This window comes from Pseudarthrobacter sp. H2, from assembly GCF_050157045.1.
Classification (GTDB): Bacteria; Actinomycetota; Actinomycetes; order Actinomycetales; family Micrococcaceae; genus Arthrobacter.
In genome coordinates this window covers 2,924,171-2,942,212 of sequence record NZ_CP189594.1, presented here as the reverse complement: position 1 = coordinate 2,942,212, position 18,042 = coordinate 2,924,171, and the positions used below count along the sequence as shown (strand labels likewise).

The 18,042-nt window shown below is 69.3% G+C and carries 16 protein-coding genes; 6 read left to right on the top strand and 10 right to left on the bottom strand.

Annotated features, from left to right (window positions below):
* The first annotated feature begins 195 nt into the window (after positions 1-195).
* Both ACQCSZ_RS13795 and ACQCSZ_RS13790 read left to right on the top strand, forming a co-directional pair.
* A complete protein-coding gene (locus tag ACQCSZ_RS13795) occupies positions 196-957 on the top strand; it encodes an isoprenyl transferase (RefSeq protein ID WP_427008340.1) in 762 nt (253 codons plus the stop codon).
* Positions 958-1,217: 260 nt separating this feature from the next.
* On the top strand, positions 1,218-2,660 hold the full coding sequence (locus ACQCSZ_RS13790; RefSeq protein WP_427004329.1) for a PhoH family protein: 1,443 nt from the start codon (positions 1,218-1,220) through the stop codon (positions 2,658-2,660).
* Between the two features lie 352 nt (positions 2,661-3,012).
* Here ACQCSZ_RS13790 and ACQCSZ_RS13785 read toward each other — a convergent pair whose 3' ends face one another.
* Complete coding sequence (locus tag ACQCSZ_RS13785; RefSeq protein WP_427004328.1) at positions 3,013-3,834, bottom strand: hypothetical protein; 822 nt, start codon at positions 3,832-3,834, stop codon at positions 3,013-3,015.
* Positions 3,835-3,892: 58 nt separating this feature from the next.
* On the opposite strand from ACQCSZ_RS13785, the gene ACQCSZ_RS13780 reads away from it, so the two are divergent.
* A complete protein-coding gene (locus ACQCSZ_RS13780; protein WP_427004327.1) occupies positions 3,893-4,456 on the top strand; it encodes a prepilin peptidase in 564 nt (187 codons plus the stop codon).
* 175 nt (positions 4,457-4,631) lie between these two features.
* On the top strand, positions 4,632-5,255 hold the full coding sequence (locus tag ACQCSZ_RS13775) for an META domain-containing protein (RefSeq protein ID WP_427004326.1): 624 nt from the start codon (positions 4,632-4,634) through the stop codon (positions 5,253-5,255).
* A 174-nt stretch (positions 5,256-5,429) separates the two neighbouring features.
* On the opposite strand, the gene ACQCSZ_RS13770 is transcribed toward ACQCSZ_RS13775, so the two are convergent.
* Positions 5,430-7,175 (bottom strand): MDR family MFS transporter, encoded by a 1,746-nt coding sequence (locus ACQCSZ_RS13770; protein WP_427004325.1) that lies wholly within the window; start codon positions 7,173-7,175, stop codon positions 5,430-5,432.
* A complete protein-coding gene (locus tag ACQCSZ_RS13765; protein WP_427004324.1) occupies positions 7,172-7,840 on the bottom strand; it encodes a TetR/AcrR family transcriptional regulator in 669 nt (222 codons plus the stop codon). The genes ACQCSZ_RS13770 and ACQCSZ_RS13765 overlap by 4 nt, the downstream gene beginning before the upstream one ends.
* A 161-nt stretch (positions 7,841-8,001) precedes the next feature.
* Here ACQCSZ_RS13765 and ACQCSZ_RS13760 point away from each other — a divergent pair, with 161 nt between their 5' ends.
* Positions 8,002-8,670 carry a VWA domain-containing protein gene (locus ACQCSZ_RS13760; protein WP_427004323.1) on the top strand — a complete coding sequence of 223 codons (669 nt, stop codon included), beginning with the start codon at positions 8,002-8,004 and terminating at the stop codon, positions 8,668-8,670.
* Between the two features lie 117 nt (positions 8,671-8,787).
* Here the strand turns inward: ACQCSZ_RS13760 and ACQCSZ_RS13755 are convergent, their stop codons facing one another.
* The 3 genes from ACQCSZ_RS13755 to ACQCSZ_RS13745 all read right to left on the bottom strand — a co-directional run bounded on the left by ACQCSZ_RS13755 (position 8,788) and on the right by ACQCSZ_RS13745 (position 11,641).
* A complete protein-coding gene (locus tag ACQCSZ_RS13755) occupies positions 8,788-10,224 on the bottom strand; it encodes a class II fumarate hydratase (protein ID WP_427004322.1) in 1,437 nt (478 codons plus the stop codon).
* Between the two features lie 73 nt (positions 10,225-10,297).
* The gene (locus ACQCSZ_RS13750; protein ID WP_211877609.1) at positions 10,298-10,912 is read right to left on the bottom strand and encodes a carbonic anhydrase; all 615 of its coding nucleotides are present in this window, start codon (positions 10,910-10,912) and stop codon (positions 10,298-10,300) included.
* Between the two features lie 9 nt (positions 10,913-10,921).
* Positions 10,922-11,641 (bottom strand): DUF4245 domain-containing protein, encoded by a 720-nt coding sequence (locus tag ACQCSZ_RS13745; protein ID WP_427004321.1) that lies wholly within the window; start codon positions 11,639-11,641, stop codon positions 10,922-10,924.
* Between the two features lie 208 nt (positions 11,642-11,849).
* On the opposite strand from ACQCSZ_RS13745, the gene glpX reads away from it, so the two are divergent.
* Positions 11,850-12,872: a class II fructose-bisphosphatase gene (gene glpX, locus ACQCSZ_RS13740; RefSeq protein WP_427008339.1), complete on the top strand. Its 1,023-nt coding sequence runs from the start codon at positions 11,850-11,852 to the stop codon at positions 12,870-12,872.
* Here the strand turns inward: glpX and ACQCSZ_RS13735 are convergent.
* From ACQCSZ_RS13735 to ACQCSZ_RS13720, 4 genes are all read right to left on the bottom strand, one after another.
* Positions 12,869-13,897 carry an endonuclease domain-containing protein gene (locus ACQCSZ_RS13735; protein ID WP_427004320.1) on the bottom strand — a complete coding sequence of 343 codons (1,029 nt, stop codon included), beginning with the start codon at positions 13,895-13,897 and terminating at the stop codon, positions 12,869-12,871. The genes glpX and ACQCSZ_RS13735 overlap by 4 nt on opposite strands.
* A gap of 193 nt (positions 13,898-14,090) precedes the next feature.
* Positions 14,091-15,050: a lipid II:glycine glycyltransferase FemX gene (locus ACQCSZ_RS13730; RefSeq protein ID WP_427004319.1), complete on the bottom strand. Its 960-nt coding sequence runs from the start codon at positions 15,048-15,050 to the stop codon at positions 14,091-14,093.
* 3 nt (positions 15,051-15,053) lie between these two features.
* Positions 15,054-16,349 carry a mannose-6-phosphate isomerase, class I gene (gene manA / locus ACQCSZ_RS13725; RefSeq protein WP_427004318.1) on the bottom strand — a complete coding sequence of 432 codons (1,296 nt, stop codon included), beginning with the start codon at positions 16,347-16,349 and terminating at the stop codon, positions 15,054-15,056.
* A gap of 51 nt (positions 16,350-16,400) precedes the next feature.
* Positions 16,401-18,038, bottom strand: a complete 1,638-nt coding sequence (locus tag ACQCSZ_RS13720; RefSeq protein WP_427004317.1) for an LCP family protein — start codon at positions 18,036-18,038, stop codon at positions 16,401-16,403.
* Positions 18,039-18,042: the final 4 nt, after the last annotated feature.

Below are 18,042 nucleotides of genomic sequence, written 5' to 3'. Positions count from 1 at the left end.
CAGTGTGCCGTTCCGGCACGGGCTCACGGCTGTTGCTTTGCATGCCGCCATCCTAACTTGCGCGGCCGTAAGTTACCCCTGAGTAGGCAGTGTCCGGGTGGAAAGGGGCGCAGCCGTGCACGCCGCCCAGCCTTCCGGAAGGTAGCCTAGGATCTGCACTGAGTCGTACTTCAAGGAAGCCAGGTGAATCTCCGGATGGAACTGCCCGGGTTCCTTTATGGCTTCTACGAGGGCAGGATCCAGCGCTCGCTGGACCCCGGCCGCATCCCGAAACACATCGGCGTCATGGTGGACGGGAACCGGCGCTGGGCCCGCCAGTTCAACGCCCCCACAAGCCAGGGGCACCAGGCCGGTGCCGACAAAATCCACGAGTTCCTCGGCTGGTGCCAGGAACTCGGCGTGAAGGTCGTCACGCTCTACATGCTGTCCACGGACAACATGAACCGCTCCGGCGAGGAGCTGGACCTGCTGATGGGGATCATTGCCAACACCCTGGACCGGCTGGACGACGACGCCGACATCTCCGTCCACGCCATGGGTGCCCCGGAACTGCTGCCGGACTACCTTGCAGAGCGGCTCAACCACCTGACGGCCCGCACCCCCGTCCGCGAGAAGATCCACGTCAACGTCGCCGTCGGCTATGGCGGCCGCCGCGAGATTGTCGACGCCGTCCGCGAACTGCTGCACGACGCCGTCGCCCGCGGGGAGGACATCGGGAAACTGGCCGACGGGCTCACCGTGGACGACATCTCGCGGTTCCTGTACACGCGGGGCCAGCCCGATCCGGACCTGGTGATCCGCACCTCGGGGGAGCAGCGGCTTTCCGGGTTCCTGATGTGGCAGAGCGCGTACAGCGAGTTCTACTTCTGTGAGGCCCTCTGGCCCGCGTTCCGCAAGGTGGATTTCCTCCGGGCCCTGCGCGACTACGCCGGACGGCAGCGGCGCTTCGGCACCTGACCTCCGCCCCGCAGGGGCATCCGGCCCCCGTTCATCACGAGTTAACGTGCTTGCAACGAGAATCGCCGGAAAATGGCCGCGACAACACCGCGCCGGGGATCTACGTTTGATTCATTGGCAGGCAAACCGCCGGCCAATCGGGGAGGCCAGTACATGGAGCGGATTTTCGCACCGGGTGTATGGGGGGCCGCGTCCGGCCTCCGGGCCGAGCCGCCTCACCCATAACAATTCCGGGCATGCGCCCCGGGGCTGGAGTCGATGTGGCTACTTCTGAACAACTTCCCGACGTCGTTTCGGATCAGGGACGGAAAGCTACCTCTCGCGCCAAGCGAGCCATCCCACAGGCCGGTGCAGCGGATTCTGACGCTGTCGCCGGCCGTGCTGTTTCCGGGGAAGGAACGGCACGCGGGGAAACGGCCCGGAGCTTCGTGATCGACACGTCGGTGCTGCTCTCGGACCCGCGCGCGCTGCTGCGCTTCGCCGAGCACGAGGTCATCCTGCCGATCGTCGTCATCACCGAACTCGAGGGCAAGCGCCACGATCCGGAGCTCGGCTATTTCGCCCGCAAGGCGCTCCGGCTCCTCGATGAGCTGCGGGTGGAGCACGGCGGGCTGGACCGGCCCATCCCGCTCGGCCACGACGGCGGCACGCTGGTCGTGGAGCTCAACCACGTTTCCGCCGAGGTGCTCCCGGCGGGCTTCCGCGGCGGGGACAACGACAGCCGGATCCTCGCCGTCGCCAAGAACCTGGCGAACGAGGGCCGGGACGTGACCGTGGTGTCCAAGGACCTGCCGATGCGTGTGAAGGCCTCGGCCATGGGTCTGCTGGCCGACGAATACCGCAACGAGCTCGTCAAGGATTCGGGCTGGACCGGCGTCGCCGAAGTCGAGGCGAGCGAAGAGGAGGTTTCCACCCTGTACGGGCACGAGCCGGTCTTCATCCCGCAGGCGGCGGAGCTGCCGACCAACACCGGGCTGGTCCTGCTGTCCGGCCGCGGCTCGGCCCTGGGCCGGGTGGGGGCGGACAAGCAGGTGCGCCTGGTGAAGGGGGACCGGGACGTCTTCGGACTGCACGGGCGCTCGGCCGAACAGCGGCTTGCGATCGACCTGCTGATGGATCCGGCCGTGGGCATCGTCTCCCTCGGCGGCCGGGCCGGCACCGGCAAGTCCGCGCTGGCCCTGTGCGCAGGCCTCGAGGCCGTCCTGGAGCGCCGGGAGCACCGGAAGGTGATTGTGTTCCGTCCGCTCTACGCCGTGGGCGGCCAGGAGCTGGGCTACCTGCCGGGCTCCGAGGCGGAGAAGATGAACCCGTGGGCCCAGGCCGTTTTTGACACCCTCGGTGCGCTCGTCAGCCAGGAAGTGGTGGAGGAGGTGATGGACCGCGGCATGCTGGAAGTCATGCCGCTGACCCACATCCGCGGCCGCTCGCTGCATGACGCGTTCGTGATCGTGGACGAGGCGCAGTCGCTCGAGAAGAATGTGCTGCTGACCGTGATGAGCCGGATCGGCCAGAACTCGAAGATCGTGCTGACCCACGACGTCGCCCAGCGCGACAACCTGCGGGTGGGCCGGCACGACGGCATTGCCGCCGTCGTCGAGACGCTCAAGGGACACCCGCTCTTCGGCCACATCACGCTCACCCGCTCGGAGCGCTCGCCGATCGCGGCTTTGGTGACCGAGCTGCTGGAGGGGGCGGAGGTCTAAGTCCCGGTCACCTTCGCGGAGGGCCGTGGCCGGGTTGTCCGGGCCGCGGCCCTTCGCTTTTGCTTGGTTCGCGCGATTCGCCGGGGTTGCGTTCGTCGTGGTTGGGTTCGCCGGACCACGGCCCCTTCGCCGTCGCTTAGACACGACCCATCGGCCCCCACGGTCGCTGGGCGACCTTTGGGGGCCGATGTGCCGCGATGCGCTCCTACGCGAAGGACGCGCGGACCCGCTTGCGCGGTCGTCCCCACTTGCAGGAAGGGCCGTGGCCCGGCGGGTGCATCCGTCACCTTGTGCGCTGTCTTTAGAGCTGCCCTCCGGAGCTGGGCTTCTGCTGGAACCGGAGGTAGCCCGGTCACACGCCCGGGGACACGTCCCAGCTGATGTGCCGGCGCACGTCGGTGAGGTTCATGGATTCGGCGAGGAACAGGTCATCGAGCATGTACTCGTCCACGGCCAGGATCCGGAGCCAGTGGCCGTAGCCGGCTGACGCGTCCTCCAGCCAGCGGCTCGCCACGCACACTCCGGTGCCAGCGTCGATCCTCAGCAGGCTGCGTCCCGGGCGGCACAGCGGCGCGCCGGGGTCGCTGGGGCGGTAGCCGGGGTTGGGGATGACTGTGGTTTCCAGGGCCGGCCTGCCCTCGTGGTCCACCTCGGCGATGGGGCCCAGTTCCACGGCGTTGGAGTTCGGGAATTCGAGCGGGACCGGGGCGTTTCCTGCCAGCTCCACCGGGTCCAGGGCGGCGGCGAAGCGGCCGTTGCCGAAGCCCGGTTCACCGTAGGCGGCCGCCGGGCGCCGGCGGACCAGGCCGCCGTCGTCGTAAACGGGAGTGACCAGCTGCGGGGGCAGGAGCCACGATGTCCTGGTGGACTGGACATAGAAGCCGTCCCGGGAGTCGTTGATGCCAGTGGTGCTGTGGAGGACCAGTCCGTCCGCCGTCTCCAGCCGCAGCGCTCCGGGGCGCCGCAGCCAGGCCCGCACGAGGTCGGGTCCCGTGGCAGGGCCGGCGGAAGCAGCCGGGTCAGCGGCGGTGGCGGGCCGGTCCAGGTATTCGAACCGCAGCGACTGCCACTTCCAGGGCGAGGAACGGCACAGGTTCCGGAACGCTGAGGCCTGTTCCGCCGGGCCTGCGGGGGTGCGCGGCTCACGCCGGTTCCTGCTGTCCCATGCTGACATATCCACAGTTTACGCGCGGGGAAAGCCGTGGCCGGGGAATGTCCAGTAGCATCCGAGGGTGATCCAACGACTCGGCGAACTCTGGGCAGCCCATCCCGTGGCCTTCTGGCTGGTGCTGGCAGCCTGCGCCTATTTTGCGCTCATGGCCGCGCGGCTGACCGTCATCGACGTCCGCCACCATCTGCTGCCGAACCGGATCGTCTTCCCCTCCTACGCCGTTGCGGGGGCCCTCCTGCTGGGCGCCGCCGTCAGCGTCGTGGTGGCCGGCGGCCCGGGCCCTGCGGCCGCTTCCGACGTCGGCGCCGGGCTGTTCGGGGTGCCCGGACTGCGCATCCTGGCCGGGGGCGCGGTGCTGTGGCTGTTCTACTTCTTCCTGCGGGCCGCCTATCCGCCGGGGATGGGCTTCGGCGACGTGAAGCTCGCCGGCGTGCTGGGGATGTATCTGGGGTTCCTGGGCTGGCCGCACGTGTTCGCCGGAACCTTTGCCGCGTTCCTGTTCGGCGGCCTCTGGAGCCTGGCCCTGCTGGCCGTGCGGCGCGGCACCCTGAAATCCAGCATTCCCTTCGGGCCCTTCATGCTGGCCGGTGCCGCCGCCGCCATGATCCTGCTGCCGGGGTCCTGACGCCCCGGTACCCGCCGGGACATGCCCTGCCTTGTCCGCGGCCGGTTTCCCGCGCACACTGGGCTTCGAGGCGCGCCGGGCGCATCAGGGCGAAGTGGCCGCAGCCCGAACACAAGCAGGACGGGGACGCATGATGGGACGACGGGGACCGCGCCCACCCGGAAGGCGCGGCAAGATGCACCAGGTTCTGGCGCTTCCCTTGCTGGCGGCGGTCCTTGCCGGCTGCGGCGGGATGCCGGGTGCGCCGGCTCCCGTGCCGGAACCCGCACCGACTCAAAAAGTGCCGACTCAAGAAGTGCCATCGGCCATCCCGGACGGCCCGGCCAATCCGGGCGGCCCTTCCGGCCCGTCCGCCCCTGACTCGCCGGCGGGCTCCCCGTCCCCGGACAGCTCGGCGCCCCCGACACCGGTCTTGCCGGCCCCCTATTGCGAAGGTGGCCCGCTGGACTGCAGGGTCTACCGCTCGGTCAGCGGGCGGGACTCCTCGGGCGAGCTCGGCTGGCTGAATAAGCAGCCGCTCGTGGTGTCGAGCGTGTTCGTCAACGGAACGTGGACGATTGGAGTCAAGACCCCGTGCAACCAGCTGGGGGTCGAGGTGGAAGTGCGGGCCGGCCAGCTGATCCCGGGCCGGACTATCGCGACGGCTATGGCCTGCCTCGGCCCAGAAAGTGGCTACGAGGAATGGGCCACGCAGCTGTTCAGGCAGCCGGTCACCCTGACACGGGACGGACGCGATCTCGTCCTTCGCAACAGCCACGGGACGGTGGAATTCGAGGACGCCGGCCCAAACCTGCTCTAGCCTCCGCCGCCAGGCCGCTGGCGGCCGGCGCGCGGACAACGGGCAGTCCGATACCGGCTCTGGCGCCGCCGGACCAACAACAGGGCAGGGCGCCGCACCCCAAGGATTGCGGCGTTCCTGCCCTTGCCAGGGTCCGGCCGGCGGGCGCCGGCGGGCGCCGGCGCCCGCCGGCGGTCAGCCGCGCAGGCGCGTGCGCCCGTCGTCGTTCGTCAGCGCGGCGTCCCCCGCATCCCCGGCGCCCCCGGCATCCCCGGCGTCCCCCGCATCCCCGGCGTCCCCCGCCGCGCGGGCGGTGTCCCCGGCGTCGTGCCGTGCGGCGAGGCGTTCGGCTTCGAGTCGCTCGGCTTCTTCGCCGCCCACCGCTTCGCCCCGGGCCACCATGCCGGCGGTGTCCGAGAGCGGAATCTGCTTCAGGGTCAGCGCCAGGACAAGCGCGATTCCGAGAAACGGCAGGAGGTACCACAACACGGGAGCCAGGGAGTCGGCGTAGGCGGTGACAATCGCGTCCTTGAGCTGCGCCGGCAGCTGGCTGAGCGCCTGCGGATCCAGCGTCCGGGTGGACTGCGAGGCCTGGTCGGCCGACGCCCCGGCGCCGGTGAACGCCTTGGTCAGGGACTCGGAGAGCCGCGACGTGAAGATCGAGCCGAACACTGCGACGCCCAGCGAGGCACCCACCTCGCGGAAGTAGTTGTTGGTGCTGGTGGCAGTGCCGATCTGGTCTGCCGGCACCGAGTTCTGGACCACCAGGACGATCACCTGCATGATGGATCCGAGGCCCGCGCCGAAGATGAACAGCTGGACGCAGATGACCCAGATGGGGGTTGCGGCGGTCAGGGTCGTCAGCCAGAGCATGGCGGCGACGGTGAGGATGCCGCCGAGGATGGGGAACATCTTGTACTTACCGGTCTTGGAGATCCGGATGCCGGAGAAGATGGCCATGCCCATCAGGCCCACCATCATGGGGAGCATCAGCAGCCCGGACTCGGCGGCCGACGTGCCGGAGGACATCTGCAGGAACGTCGGCACAAAGGCGATGGCGGCGAACATGCCCAGGCCCAGGGTGAAGCCGATCGCCGTGGAGTTCACGAAGATCCGGTTCTTGAACAGGCTCAGCGGGATGATGGGGTCCTCGGCCCTGCGTTCCACGAGCACGAAGGCGGCGGCGGCCAGCACCATCCCGGCGCCGAAGGCCCAGGTCAGCGGCGAATCCCAGCCTTCGTCCTTCTTGCCGCCGAAGTCGGTGAAGAAGATCAGGCACGCGGTGGCCGCGGACAGCAGCAGCACCCCGGGGATGTCGATGCGCTTCGCCGCCTTCTTGTTCGGCAGCGTGAGGGTGAACCAGGCGGTCGTGAACGCGGCGATGCCGATCGGGATGTTGATGTAGAAGGCCCATTCCCACGTCAGGTGGTCCACGAAGAACCCGCCCAGCAGCGGCCCGGCGACGGCGGAGAGGCCGAAGATGGCGCCCAGCGGCCCCATGTACTTGCCGCGGTCCTTGGCCGGGACAATGTCCGCGATGATGGCCTGGGAGAGGATCATCAGGCCGCCGCCGCCCAGGCCCTGGATGGCGCGGAACGTGACGAAGCCCCAGAAATCGGTGGCGAACGCGCAGCCGACCGAGGCGAGCGTGAACAGTGCGATGGCCACGAGGAACAGGTTCCGGCGGCCCAGGACGTCGCCGAATTTGCCGTAGATGGGCATCACGATGGTGGTGGCGAGCAGGTACGCCGTGGTGATCCAGGCCTGGTGCTCCACGCCGCCCAGCTTGCCGACAATGGTGGGCATGGCGGTGGACACGATGGTCTGGTCCAGGCTGGAGAGAAGCATGCCCGCGATCAGGGCGGAGAAGATGATCCAGATGCGTTTCTGGGTCAGCAGCAGCGGTGCGGCTGCTGCCGGGGGACTGGCGGCGGTGCTCATTGGGGTCCTTCGGGGGAGGGCGAGAGGGAGGGCGTGAAAGGCTGGGAAAAAAGGGTGCGGGCGGCGGCGATGTTCTCCAGCAGCAGGTCCCGGTGCGGGCGGGTGTTGCCCGCGGAGAAGTAGGCCATGCTGGACTTGCGGGCGATCCCGCCGACCAGCGCCACGGCCATCCGGACCACCGGATGGTCCGGGGGGACGCCTTCCCGGGCCGCCAGCAGGCGGGAAAAGTCGGCCTCGCGTTCCTCCGAGACGCCGATGACCCGGAGCATGAGCTGTGGTTCCTTCTGGATGACCCGGATCAGCTGGCGGGTTTCCTCCTCGGAGGAGCTCATCCTCTCGGACATCCGCAGCATCAGGGTCACGAGGTCCTGGAAGAGTGTGGCGGAGATTTCTCCGGGCGGGGACGCGGCGGCGCGGAGGAAGTCCGCGACGACGTCGGCCGGGAACGCGTCGTCGGCGTGGCCGATGATGGCGTCTTCCTTGGACGGGAAGTAGTTGAAGAAGGTCCGGCGGGAAATCCCGGCCCGTTCGCAGGCCTCTTCCACGGTATAGCCGTTGAGTCCCCGCTCGGCGGTCAGGGACCGGGCGACGGCGGTGATCGCCGTCCGCGTGGCGGCGCGCTTCCGCCCGCGGAGACCGCCCTCAATAATTGCACTGTTGCTCACAGAGTGAAGTTTTGCACTTCATTCCAGAAAGTGCAAAATTCTTCGGTTCCCTCCGGTGCCCCTATTGCCTCTTATTGTCGCTGCCCGGCTGTAGCCTGCTCCTGTCCAGCCATCCGCTGGGAACAGTTGGCCCGGGGTGACCGGGCCGGAAATGGGGAAGCATGACCGACTCAGCGCTGACGCACGTTTACGTTCTCCTGGACCGCTCCGGATCCATGAGCGCCATTGCCGACGACACCGTGGGCGGGTTCGCGGCCTTTGTCCGGGAACAGCGGACCGTGGCCGGCCGCTGCAGGCTGTCCCTGGCACAGTTCGATGACAGCTATGAGCGGGTCTACGCCGCGGTGGACATCGCGGACGTTCCGCCCCTTGTGCTGCAGCCCCGCGGCAGCACGGCCCTTCATGACGCCATGGTCCGGCTGATCGGCGAAGCCGGCGAGGAACTGGCGGCGCTGCCGGAACACGAGCGTCCCGGCACGGTGCTCGTGGCGGTCCTGACCGACGGTCATGAGAATGCCTCGCGCGAAGCCACGGGAGCGGCGGTGAAGGCCCTGGTGGAAAGGCAGCAGAGCCAGTGGGGCTGGCAGTTCACCTATCTGGGCGCCAACCAGGATGCCGTGCTGACCGCCCGGGGCCTGGGGATCCGGGCCGAAGACGCCCTGACCTATGCTGCCGGCAACGTTGACGCGGCCTTCTCGGTCCAGTCGGCGAAAACCCGCCGGCTGCGGGAGGCCCGGATCGGCGGGGCAAGCCTGGCGGACGCCTCGGCGGCGGCGGCCTACACGGCGGAGGAACGCCGGGCTGCCGGCGGCGGGCCGGGCGGGAGCTAGGCGCAACGGACGACGGCGGCCGACGCCCTCCGCTGGGAAGGTGCCGGCCGCCGTCGGACGGGAGCGGGCCCGGGGGACCTGGCTCCCTGGGTCCCGGGGTCCCGGGGTCCCGGAGTGCTACGCCTTGTGCGGGGGACGCGTCATGGACATGACGTCCAGGGCCGTGTCCAGCTGCTCTTCGGTCAGTTCGCCGCGCTCGAGGAAGCCCATGGCCACCACGGTCTCGCGGATGGTCAGGCCCTCGGCCACGGCCTTCTTGGCGATCTTGGCGGCGTTCTCGTAGCCGATGAACTTGTTCAGCGGCGTGACGATGGACGGCGAGGCCTCGGCGAGGAAGCGGGCGCGCTCGACGTTGGCGGTGATGCCGTCGATCATCTTGTCCGCCATGACGCGGCTGGTGTTGGCCAGCAGGCGCACGGACTCGAGCAGGTTCGCGGCCATCACGGGGATGCCGACGTTCAGCTCGAAGGCGCCGTTGGTGCCGGACCAGGCGATGGCGGTGTCGTTGCCGATGACCTGGGCGCAGACCATGATGGAGGCTTCGCAGATGACCGGGTTGACCTTGCCGGGCATGATCGAGGAGCCCGGCTGCAGGTCCGGGATCGAGATCTCGCCGAGGCCGGTGTTGGGGCCCGAACCCATCCAGCGGAGGTCGTTGTTGATTTTCATGAAGGAGATCGCGATGTTGCGCAGCTGGCTGGAGGCCTCGATCAGGCCGTCACGGTTGGCCTGGGCCTCGAAGTGGTCGCGGGCCTCGGTCAGCGGCAGGCCGGTGTCGGCCGCGAGCAGCTCGATCACGCGCTCCGGGAAGCCGGCAGGGGTGTTGATGCCGGTGCCCACAGCGGTGCCGCCGAGCGGAACCTCGGCAACGCGGGGGAGGGAGGCGTTAATGCGCTCGATGCCGTAGCGGACCTGCGCGGCGTAGCCGCCGAACTCCTGGCCCAGGGTCACGGGGGTGGCGTCCATGAGGTGCGTGCGGCCGGACTTCACGACATCCTTGAACTCGACGGCCTTGCGGCTGAGCGAATCGGCCAGGTAGCCGAGGGCCGGAATCAGGTCGTTGATCAGGGCGGACGTGGCGGCGACGTGGACCGAGGTCGGGAAGACGTCGTTGGAGGACTGCGAGGCGTTGACGTGGTCGTTCGGGTGGACCACCTTGTCGCTGCCGGCGGCCTTGAGGGCGCGGGAGGCCAGCTCGGCGAGGACCTCGTTGGTGTTCATGTTCGAGGACGTGCCGGAGCCGGTCTGGAAGACATCGATGGGGAAGTCGCCGTCGTACCTGCCGGCGGCAACCTCATCGGCGGCGGCGGCAATCGCCTGGGCGATCTCGTCGTCGAGCACTCCCAGTTCCGCGTTGGCCTGGGCGGCGGCCTTCTTGACGCGCGCGAGGGCCTCGATGTGGGCGCGTTCCAGGGTCTTGCCGGAGATCGGGAAGTTTTCCACCGCACGCTGCGTCTGGGCGCGGTACAGGGCGTTCACGGGGACGCGTACTTCGCCCATCGTGTCGTGTTCAATGCGGAATTCGTCGGCGTTCAACGTTTCTATGGAAGTCATGGGGCTAGCTTATTGGCGGGAGGCGCGTCACCGAAAACCGTGAACGCCCCGCTGCGGCCTCCCGGCCGGGGCCCTAGAGCTCGCCGATGCCGGAAACGACGTCGGCCCGGCCGTCAGCGAGGCTGTAGGCGAGCCCGATCACCGCGGCCCGGCCGCTCCCGACGGCGTCCGAGATCACCCGCGAACTGTCCACGAGCCGCTGCGAGGTCTGCTTGACGTTTTCGACCACCATGTCGTTGATGTCGTCCTGATTGTTACGCAGCGAGGTCAGCACGGACGGCGTGATCCGCTCGACCAGGCTGCGCATGAAGCCGACCGGCATCTGCCCGGTTTCGACGGCGGTCTTGGTGGCGGTGACGGCGCCGCAGCTGTCATGGCCCAGGACCACGATCAGCGGAACGCCCAGCACGCTGACGCTGTATTCCAGCGAGCCGAGCACGGCGTCGTCGATCACCTGGCCGGCCGTGCGGACGACGAACGCGTCCCCCAGGCCCAGGTCGAAGATGATTTCGGCGGCGAGCCGGGAATCCGAGCAGCCGAAGATCACGGCGAAGGGGTGCTGGTTCTCCACGAGCGAGGACCGGCGGGAGGCGTCCTGGTTGGGGTGGGAGGAGGCGCCGGCAACGAAACGCTCGTTGCCTTCGCGCAGGCGGCGCCAGGCAAGGGCGGGAGTCAGGTATGTGGCCACGGGCTTACTTTACGGTGCCGTGGCGGTGGAGGGTGAAACTGTTTCCTGCGGCGGGTTTCCCGGTGACGCGGCCGGCGCAGGCCCCGCGTCAATTGACTTCACGACGGCGGTGGCGAGCACGGTGAACTCGTCCAGCTGCGCCGTCCCGGTCAGGATGACGGTGCTGCCGCCGTGGACGAGCACCATGGACTTCTCGCCCTTGCCGGTGTCGCGGAGTTCCCATTCCAGGCCGCCCGCGGTCCTGGTCCCGGTCACGGCTGCGTTCTTCGTCTGCTGCAGCAGCCAGGTGGGATTGGACTGCCGCGTCTGCACGAGCCCGATGAAGGACTCCCGGGGCGTGAGGTAGCCGACCTCCCAGGTGGGGACTCCGCTGCCCGATCCGGACTCCCAGCGGGCGTAGTTCGGCCGGAATGTGTCCCCGGTCTCCGGCGCCGCCGGTGTGAATCCCGCCACATCCGCGGCATGTTGCGCCACGGCGCCGACGTTGATGTCCGGCCGGTAGCCGCCGGTCTTCGGTGCCGGGTTCAGGAGGACGACCGGCAGGAACACGGCGATGCTCACGGCCAGGGCAACGATCATGCCGATCACCGAGGCGTTGGCGCGTTTCGCCGCCGCGGCGCGGAGGACGGGCTTGACCGGCGCCTGCGCGGCCGCGCCGGAGCCCTCCGGTGCGGCTCCGGCGGACGGGAAGGCTGGGGCGGCGGGGGACGTGTCCTGCAATTCACTCACCCTTCTATAATCGCCCATCCGGAGCCGATCTCACATTCGGCATGGACGGCCGGCCCGGAAGGTGTGCTGCTTCACGCACGAGTCATTCAATGCCCTGTGATGCTGCCCCGACTATGATCAGTATCAGACGAATCACCGCCACGGACCGATACTGCCGTGCGGGTTCAACGATCCACTCGAAGAAGAGGTTCACGTGACACCAGCGACCATGCCCCAGCAGTACTCCACGCTTTCCCCGTCGCTCGCCGTCGGGATCGACGAGCCTGACCGTAACCTTGCCCTGGAACTGGTCCGCGTCACGGAAGCGGCAGCCATTGCCGGCGGCCACTGGGTCGGCTTCGGGGACAAGAACAAGGCCGACGGCGCCGCCGTCGACGCCATGCGCTCCTTCCTTCACACCGTCCACTTCAACGGAGTTGTGGTCATCGGCGAGGGCGAGAAGGACGAGGCGCCAATGCTCTTCAACGGCGAGCACGTCGGCGACGGCACCGGCGCCGAATGTGACGTCGCCGTCGACCCGATCGACGGAACCCGCCTGGCGGCCCTCGGCATCAACAACGCCCTGGCCGTCCTGGCAGTGGCCGAGCGCGGCACCATGTTCGACCCCTCCGCCGTGTTCTACATGGAAAAGCTCGTGACCGGCCCGGAAGCGGCCGACATGGTCGACCTGCGCCTGCCCGTCAAGCAGAACCTGCACCTCATCGCCAAGGCCAAGGGCGTGAAGGTCAACCAGCTCAACGTCATGATCCTGGACCGCGACCGCCACCGTGGGCTCGTGGAGGAAATCCGCGAGGCCGGTGCCCGCACCAAGTTCATCATGGACGGCGACGTCGCCGGCGCCATCGCGGCCGCACGCGCCGGCACCGGTGTCGACGCCCTGATGGGCATCGGCGGAACCCCGGAAGGCATCGTCGCGGCCTGCGCCATCAAGTCCCTCGGCGGCGTGATCCAGGGCCGGCTGTGGCCCACGAGCGACGAGGAGAAGCAGAAGGCGATCGACGCCGGCCACGACCTGGACCGGGTGCTGTCCACCAACGACCTCGTCTCCAGCGACAACTGCTACTTCGCCGCCACCGGCATCACCGACGGCGACCTCCTCAAGGGCGTGCGCTACTCCAAGGACAAGGTCCTCACGCAGTCCATCGTGATGCGCTCCAAGTCCGGCACCATCCGCTTCGTGGACGGCGAGCACCAGGCCAGCAAGTGGGAGGGCTACGCCCGCAAGAGCTAGCACCCTTCCACGCTTCGCACAGCGCGAACGCCGCCCGGCGCAGCGCGAGCGTGCACTTGGGGCCCCGGATCCAGCCGATCCGGGGCCCCACGTGTACGCTCGGCCGGGTTCTGGCGGCCGAGCGCGGCCCGGACCTTCTCGACGACGAAGGGCCGGTCGCCGTCGAGGTCTTCCTTGGAGACCCTGATTTCCTTCCAGCCGAGGCTTTCGGTCACCGCCTGGCGCCTGATGTCGACCCGGTACTGCCGGGGATCCCCGTGGTGTGCACCGTCGTACTGCAGGGCAATCCGGTGCTCCGGATAGGCCGCATCGGGCCAGACGGCGGGCTGGCCCCAACCGTTGCGGATGACATGGTTCAGCACCGGCTCGCCCAGGCCGGCCCGGCACAGGACCAGGCGCATGCGGGTTTCCTGCGGCGAGTCCGAACCGACCCGGATGTCCTGCAGTGCCACCCGGGCGGTCCGGAGTCCCCGCATCCCCGGATGCGCGGCGACCATCCGCTGAAGGTCTGCGACGGTGGCCAGGGCAACGCGGGGCACCGGGAAATCCGGTCCGTGTTCGACGACGATCGAGTCCCCGGCCGCGACCAGTTCATCCGGCGTCAGCAGGGCTGCAAGGTCCAGCCAGGTCCGGGCCGGGGAGGTGACGCGCAGGCCGTCCACGACCATGACCTCCCCTGGCCGGAAGGTCAGGCGGTGGCCGACGACGTTGTGCCGGCGCGGTTTGCTGCCCTCCCGTTCACGCGCCACGTGGATCCGCCAGTCCTCCTGCATCCACGACGGGAGGCCCATGGCCCAGACCCGGCCGCCCGAATGGTGGGTAATGGTCGAGTCGTCGTCGAGCGCGGTGAAGGCCCGCAGGTTCGCGGTAGGCCCGCCGCTGCTCTCCGCGGGGATCCTGATGCCGCGGGAGGGGATGAAGACGTCGGGCCGGCGCGTTCGTTTCCGCGATACGCCGAGGCTGTCGGCAGCGCGGGCGGTGAACGACCCGGCCAGGAGTTCAGGCGGCAATGGCAGGCGCGGCATGCTTCAGTGTGCCCGGTCCGGGCCCCGCGGATCCGGTTATCCACAGGCTTGGCTTTCCCGGCTGCGCGAACGGACACTTGAGGCCCGAAATCCTCGGTTTTCCGGGCGCCAAGTGCCCGTTCGCGCGAAGGGGGTAGGCGCGAAGGGGGGAGGCGGCCGGGCGAGGAGGGGCGGGGCGAAGGGGGGAGGCGGCCTACTTCCGGAGTTTGCCGAGCAACTGCCGGGCGGCCTGGGCAGCGTGCCGGGCGAGCTGGTAGGCGCCGTACCGGAGCTTCTTGACGGGCAGGTCCCAGGTCCCGGGGTAGGCGATTTCCCGTCCGCCGAACGATTTCTTGAACGCCGTGAAACCGGCCCATTTGTGCCCGGGCTGATCCGCCGGTGCCACCCCCCACAGGTCCACGTACTTGAGGCCCTTCTCCTTGGCATCCGCCATGAGCGTCACGAGGAGCGGAATGCCCGCGCTGAGCTTCCGGTGGGAGTCGTCCAGGGCCGCATGGGCGTAGGTGCGGGTATCGGCCGAGTCATAGGCCAGGGCGGCAGCAATCGGTGCACCCTCCAGTTCGGCGATGAACAGCGTGGCGGCCCCCGCGGGCATCAGGGACCTGGCGACCTGGCCCAGATACTCGTCGCTCTGGGGTTTGAAGCCGTTCCGTGCCGCCGTCAGATGCAGGAAATCCAGCAGCACGCGGATGTCCTCCGGATCCTGCGAGGTCCGGAAGGTCACATCCTTCTTGTGGATGTTGCGGTACAAGTTGCGGTTGACCGGCTTCATGTCCGCCAGGACGTCCTTGAAGTCCCGGTCCAGGTCCACGATCCAGCTGAGCTCGGGCTGCTGGTTCGTCGGGGCGGGCACCAGGCCGCGGCGGCGCAGCACGGCGCCGGCGTCGGCCGCCCCGAAGCCGGCGCTGACGGGCTCGACCCGGACAAACACGGCCCCGCACCCGCGGGCCAGATCCGTCAGGGCCGCCAGCGCGGCGTCGAACGCGGCCAGGGTTTCGGCCACCGGCCCGTAGGGCGCATACAGCAGCTTCCCGGCCGGGTTGCTCTCCTCGACGGCGAGGAAGCGCCAGCCGGGCCCCGCCTGTTCGTGGACGGTGCGGCCCAGGGCGCGCTGGAAGTCGGCCCACGCGGGGCCCTGCAGGAAATAGTCCACGGTTCAGGCTTCCAGGGCGGTGGTGACGGCAAAAGCAACGGCGGTCCCGGCAGCGCCGGAGACGGCATGCACGTTGACCGGGGCCTCGGCCGCGGGCAGGAACGCGCTCGCCCCGCGGCCCAGGTGAAGGTCCCCCTTGGGCGAATCGAGGAGGACGGAGCCGGCGACCACGAGGATCACGGCGGCTCCGGACTGCGCCAGCGGGACGGGCCCGGCGCCGGGCTCCAGTTCGATCCGCTGCAACTGGAATTCCCGGAACGGCGGGCGGAAGAGTTCTTGGCCCAGCAGCGTGGTCTCGGCGGCCAGCAGCGGCACCCCGACGGCCTCGAAGGCGACGGTCTTGAGCAGCTCCGGAACGTCCACGAACTTCGGGGTCAGCCCGCCCCGGAGCACGTTGTCCGAGGACGCCATGACCTCGATCCCGAGGCCATGCAGGTAGGCATGCACATTGCCCGAGGGCAGGTACACGGCTTCGCCCGGGGCCAGCGAGATCCGGTTCAGCAGCAGGGAGATCAGCACGCCCGGGTCGCCGGGGTACCGGTGGTTGAGGTTGGTCACGGTGGACAGTTCCGCCACGTACCGCCCCATGGGCGCGCCGGAGATCAGGGCCGCGGCCACCATGGCGGTGGCATGGGACACGTCCTCCCCGCCGGCGATGATGCGCTCGAAGGCGGACCTGAGGGCCGCCGGCTCGTCGGGCCCGGCGAGGTCGTCCAGCAGCCGGACCAGCAGCGGCGGAAGCTCCAGGCCTGCGAGGTCAAAACAGGCGCCCAGATGGAGGAAGACCGCGCGGGATTCGGCGGCGGGCCGGAAACCGCACAGCGCCTCGAACGGCGTCAGAGCGAGGATCATCTCCGGCTTGTGGTTGTCGTCCTTGTAGTTGCGCCCGGCGGCGGAGTGTTCGACGCCGGCGGCCTCCTCCCGCGCGAAGCCTTCCCGCGCCTGTTCCAGCGTCGGGTGCACCTGCAGGGACAGCGGGGTCTCGGCGGCGAGGACCTTGAGCAGGAACGGCAGGCGGGGACCGAACTCGGCGACGCTCGCGCGGCCCAGATGGTGCTCCGGGTCGGCGGCGATCAGCTCATCGAGGCCCAGCCGTCCGCCGTCGCCCGCTCCGCCGTCGCCCGCTCCGCCGAGGCCCCTGGCAGCGGCAGGTGCCAGTGCCACCGAGGGCGAATCCGGGTGCGCTCCGATCCACAGCTCGGCCTCGGGGCCGCCGGACGCGGGCCTGCCCAGCAGCCCGGCGATGGCCGTCGTGGAACCCCAGGCATAGGGCCGGAGGACGTTCTCGAGTTCGTACACGGGCGGGCGTCCTTCTCTTGTCAATGAAGCCTCATCGGCGGGGGCCGGTTCCTAGAGCGGTGCGCACTGGCCGTTGGTGGCGACCAGGTCGCGGATCGACTGTTCGTCCCCGTCGCGCTTGAACTGGTTGAGCATTTCCTCGGTGATCGGCTCGCCGTCGGGCGTGGTGGTCACCGGGGTGAAGTCCGACGGCGGCGGCGTCGTCGCGGGCTTGGTGAGCGGGGCGGCCCCTGCCGCGGAGAGCGGTCCGGCCGCGGTGCCCGGCCCGCGGACGGTGTCGTCGGCGGCGCCGGCCGAGGAGGCGGCCGCGAGGAGCTGGTCGACCCGCTCGTGGATCTGGTCGAAGTCCGGGACCGTGGAGAAGGAGGCGTCGAAGTCCGGCGGGCCGATCGTCAGCCGGCTCATGTCCTGGCCCTTGGCCTTCATGGCAAGGTCCACGAAACTGCCGAGCTGCCCGGCGGAGATGTTCGAGTCGACCACCTTGGTGCCGGCCTTGGCGATGTCCTCGAACTTGGACAGCAGGGTCGCGGGATCCAGCTGCTTCAGCATCGCCTGCTGGACACACTGCTGCCGCTGGATCCGGGCATAATCATCCACGAACTCCCGCGAACGGCCGTACCAGAGAGCATGGTAGCCATCCAGCTTCTGGTCGCCCGCGGGGATCCAGCCAGTGGGCATGCCGTGGATGCCGTTGGCCTCATCGATCATGTCCCCGCTCAGGGGGACCCAGCCGCCGGCCTTGATGCGGATGCCGCCCATCGCATCGATCAGCCTGGAGAAGCCCTCCATGTCCACGAGCACGTAGGCCTGGACCTTGATGCCCAGCGTTCCGGACACGGCCTCGAGCGTCGCCTGCGCGCCCGGGTCCTCGACGCCCGGGTACAGGTCCTGGTGCTTATTGGTGACTTCGGTATTGATGGCGTTGATGAGGCATTCGTCGCCGCAGTCATAGCCGTCCGGGTACAGCTTGCGCATCGGCGAGCCCTCGCTGAACTGCGCGTTCTGCAGATTCCGGGGCACCGAGATGATGGCGGTCTTGCCGGACTTGGCGTCGACGCTGATCACGGACAGGCTGTCCGGACGGCGGCCCGTGCGGTCCGCCCCGGCGTCGCCGCCCATCATCAGGAAGTTGTACCTGCCCTCGGAAGGCTCGATGGCGGGGCCGTTGGAGAAGATGCTGCCGATCGCGTCGCGGCCGACGTTGAGCAGGTAGGCAGCGTAGCCCAGCGAGCCGCTGCTGAGGACCATGGCCAGGACAAGGGCCACGACGACGGCGGGCCGCACGCGGGGCGCGAGCAGCACCGGCCGGATCAGGCGGAGCGTGTTGATGAACAGCGCGGCCCAGCCGAGGGCCAGCGCCGCGAGGCCGAGGACCAGCAGGAGCGAGGCCAGGGGACTGGTCAGCAGGCTGATCAGCGTGGAGCGGCTGAGCAGCAGGAGCAGGACCGCCGCGACGGCCAGGGCCCACACCGTGAAGGTGACCCGCAGCGCGGACCTTCCCAGCCGGCGGCTGCCCGCGACCGTCTGGGCGCTCCCCGGGACCAGCAGCGTCATCAGGATCAGGACGAACGCCCGCTTGGCCAGGACCGGGGCGGCAGCGCCCGAGGGGTAACGGACCGGGTCCGTCAGGGCCTGCCTGGGCTGCGGCTGCTGGCCGTCCTGCCGCGAAGGCGCGTAACTGTTGGTCATGTGG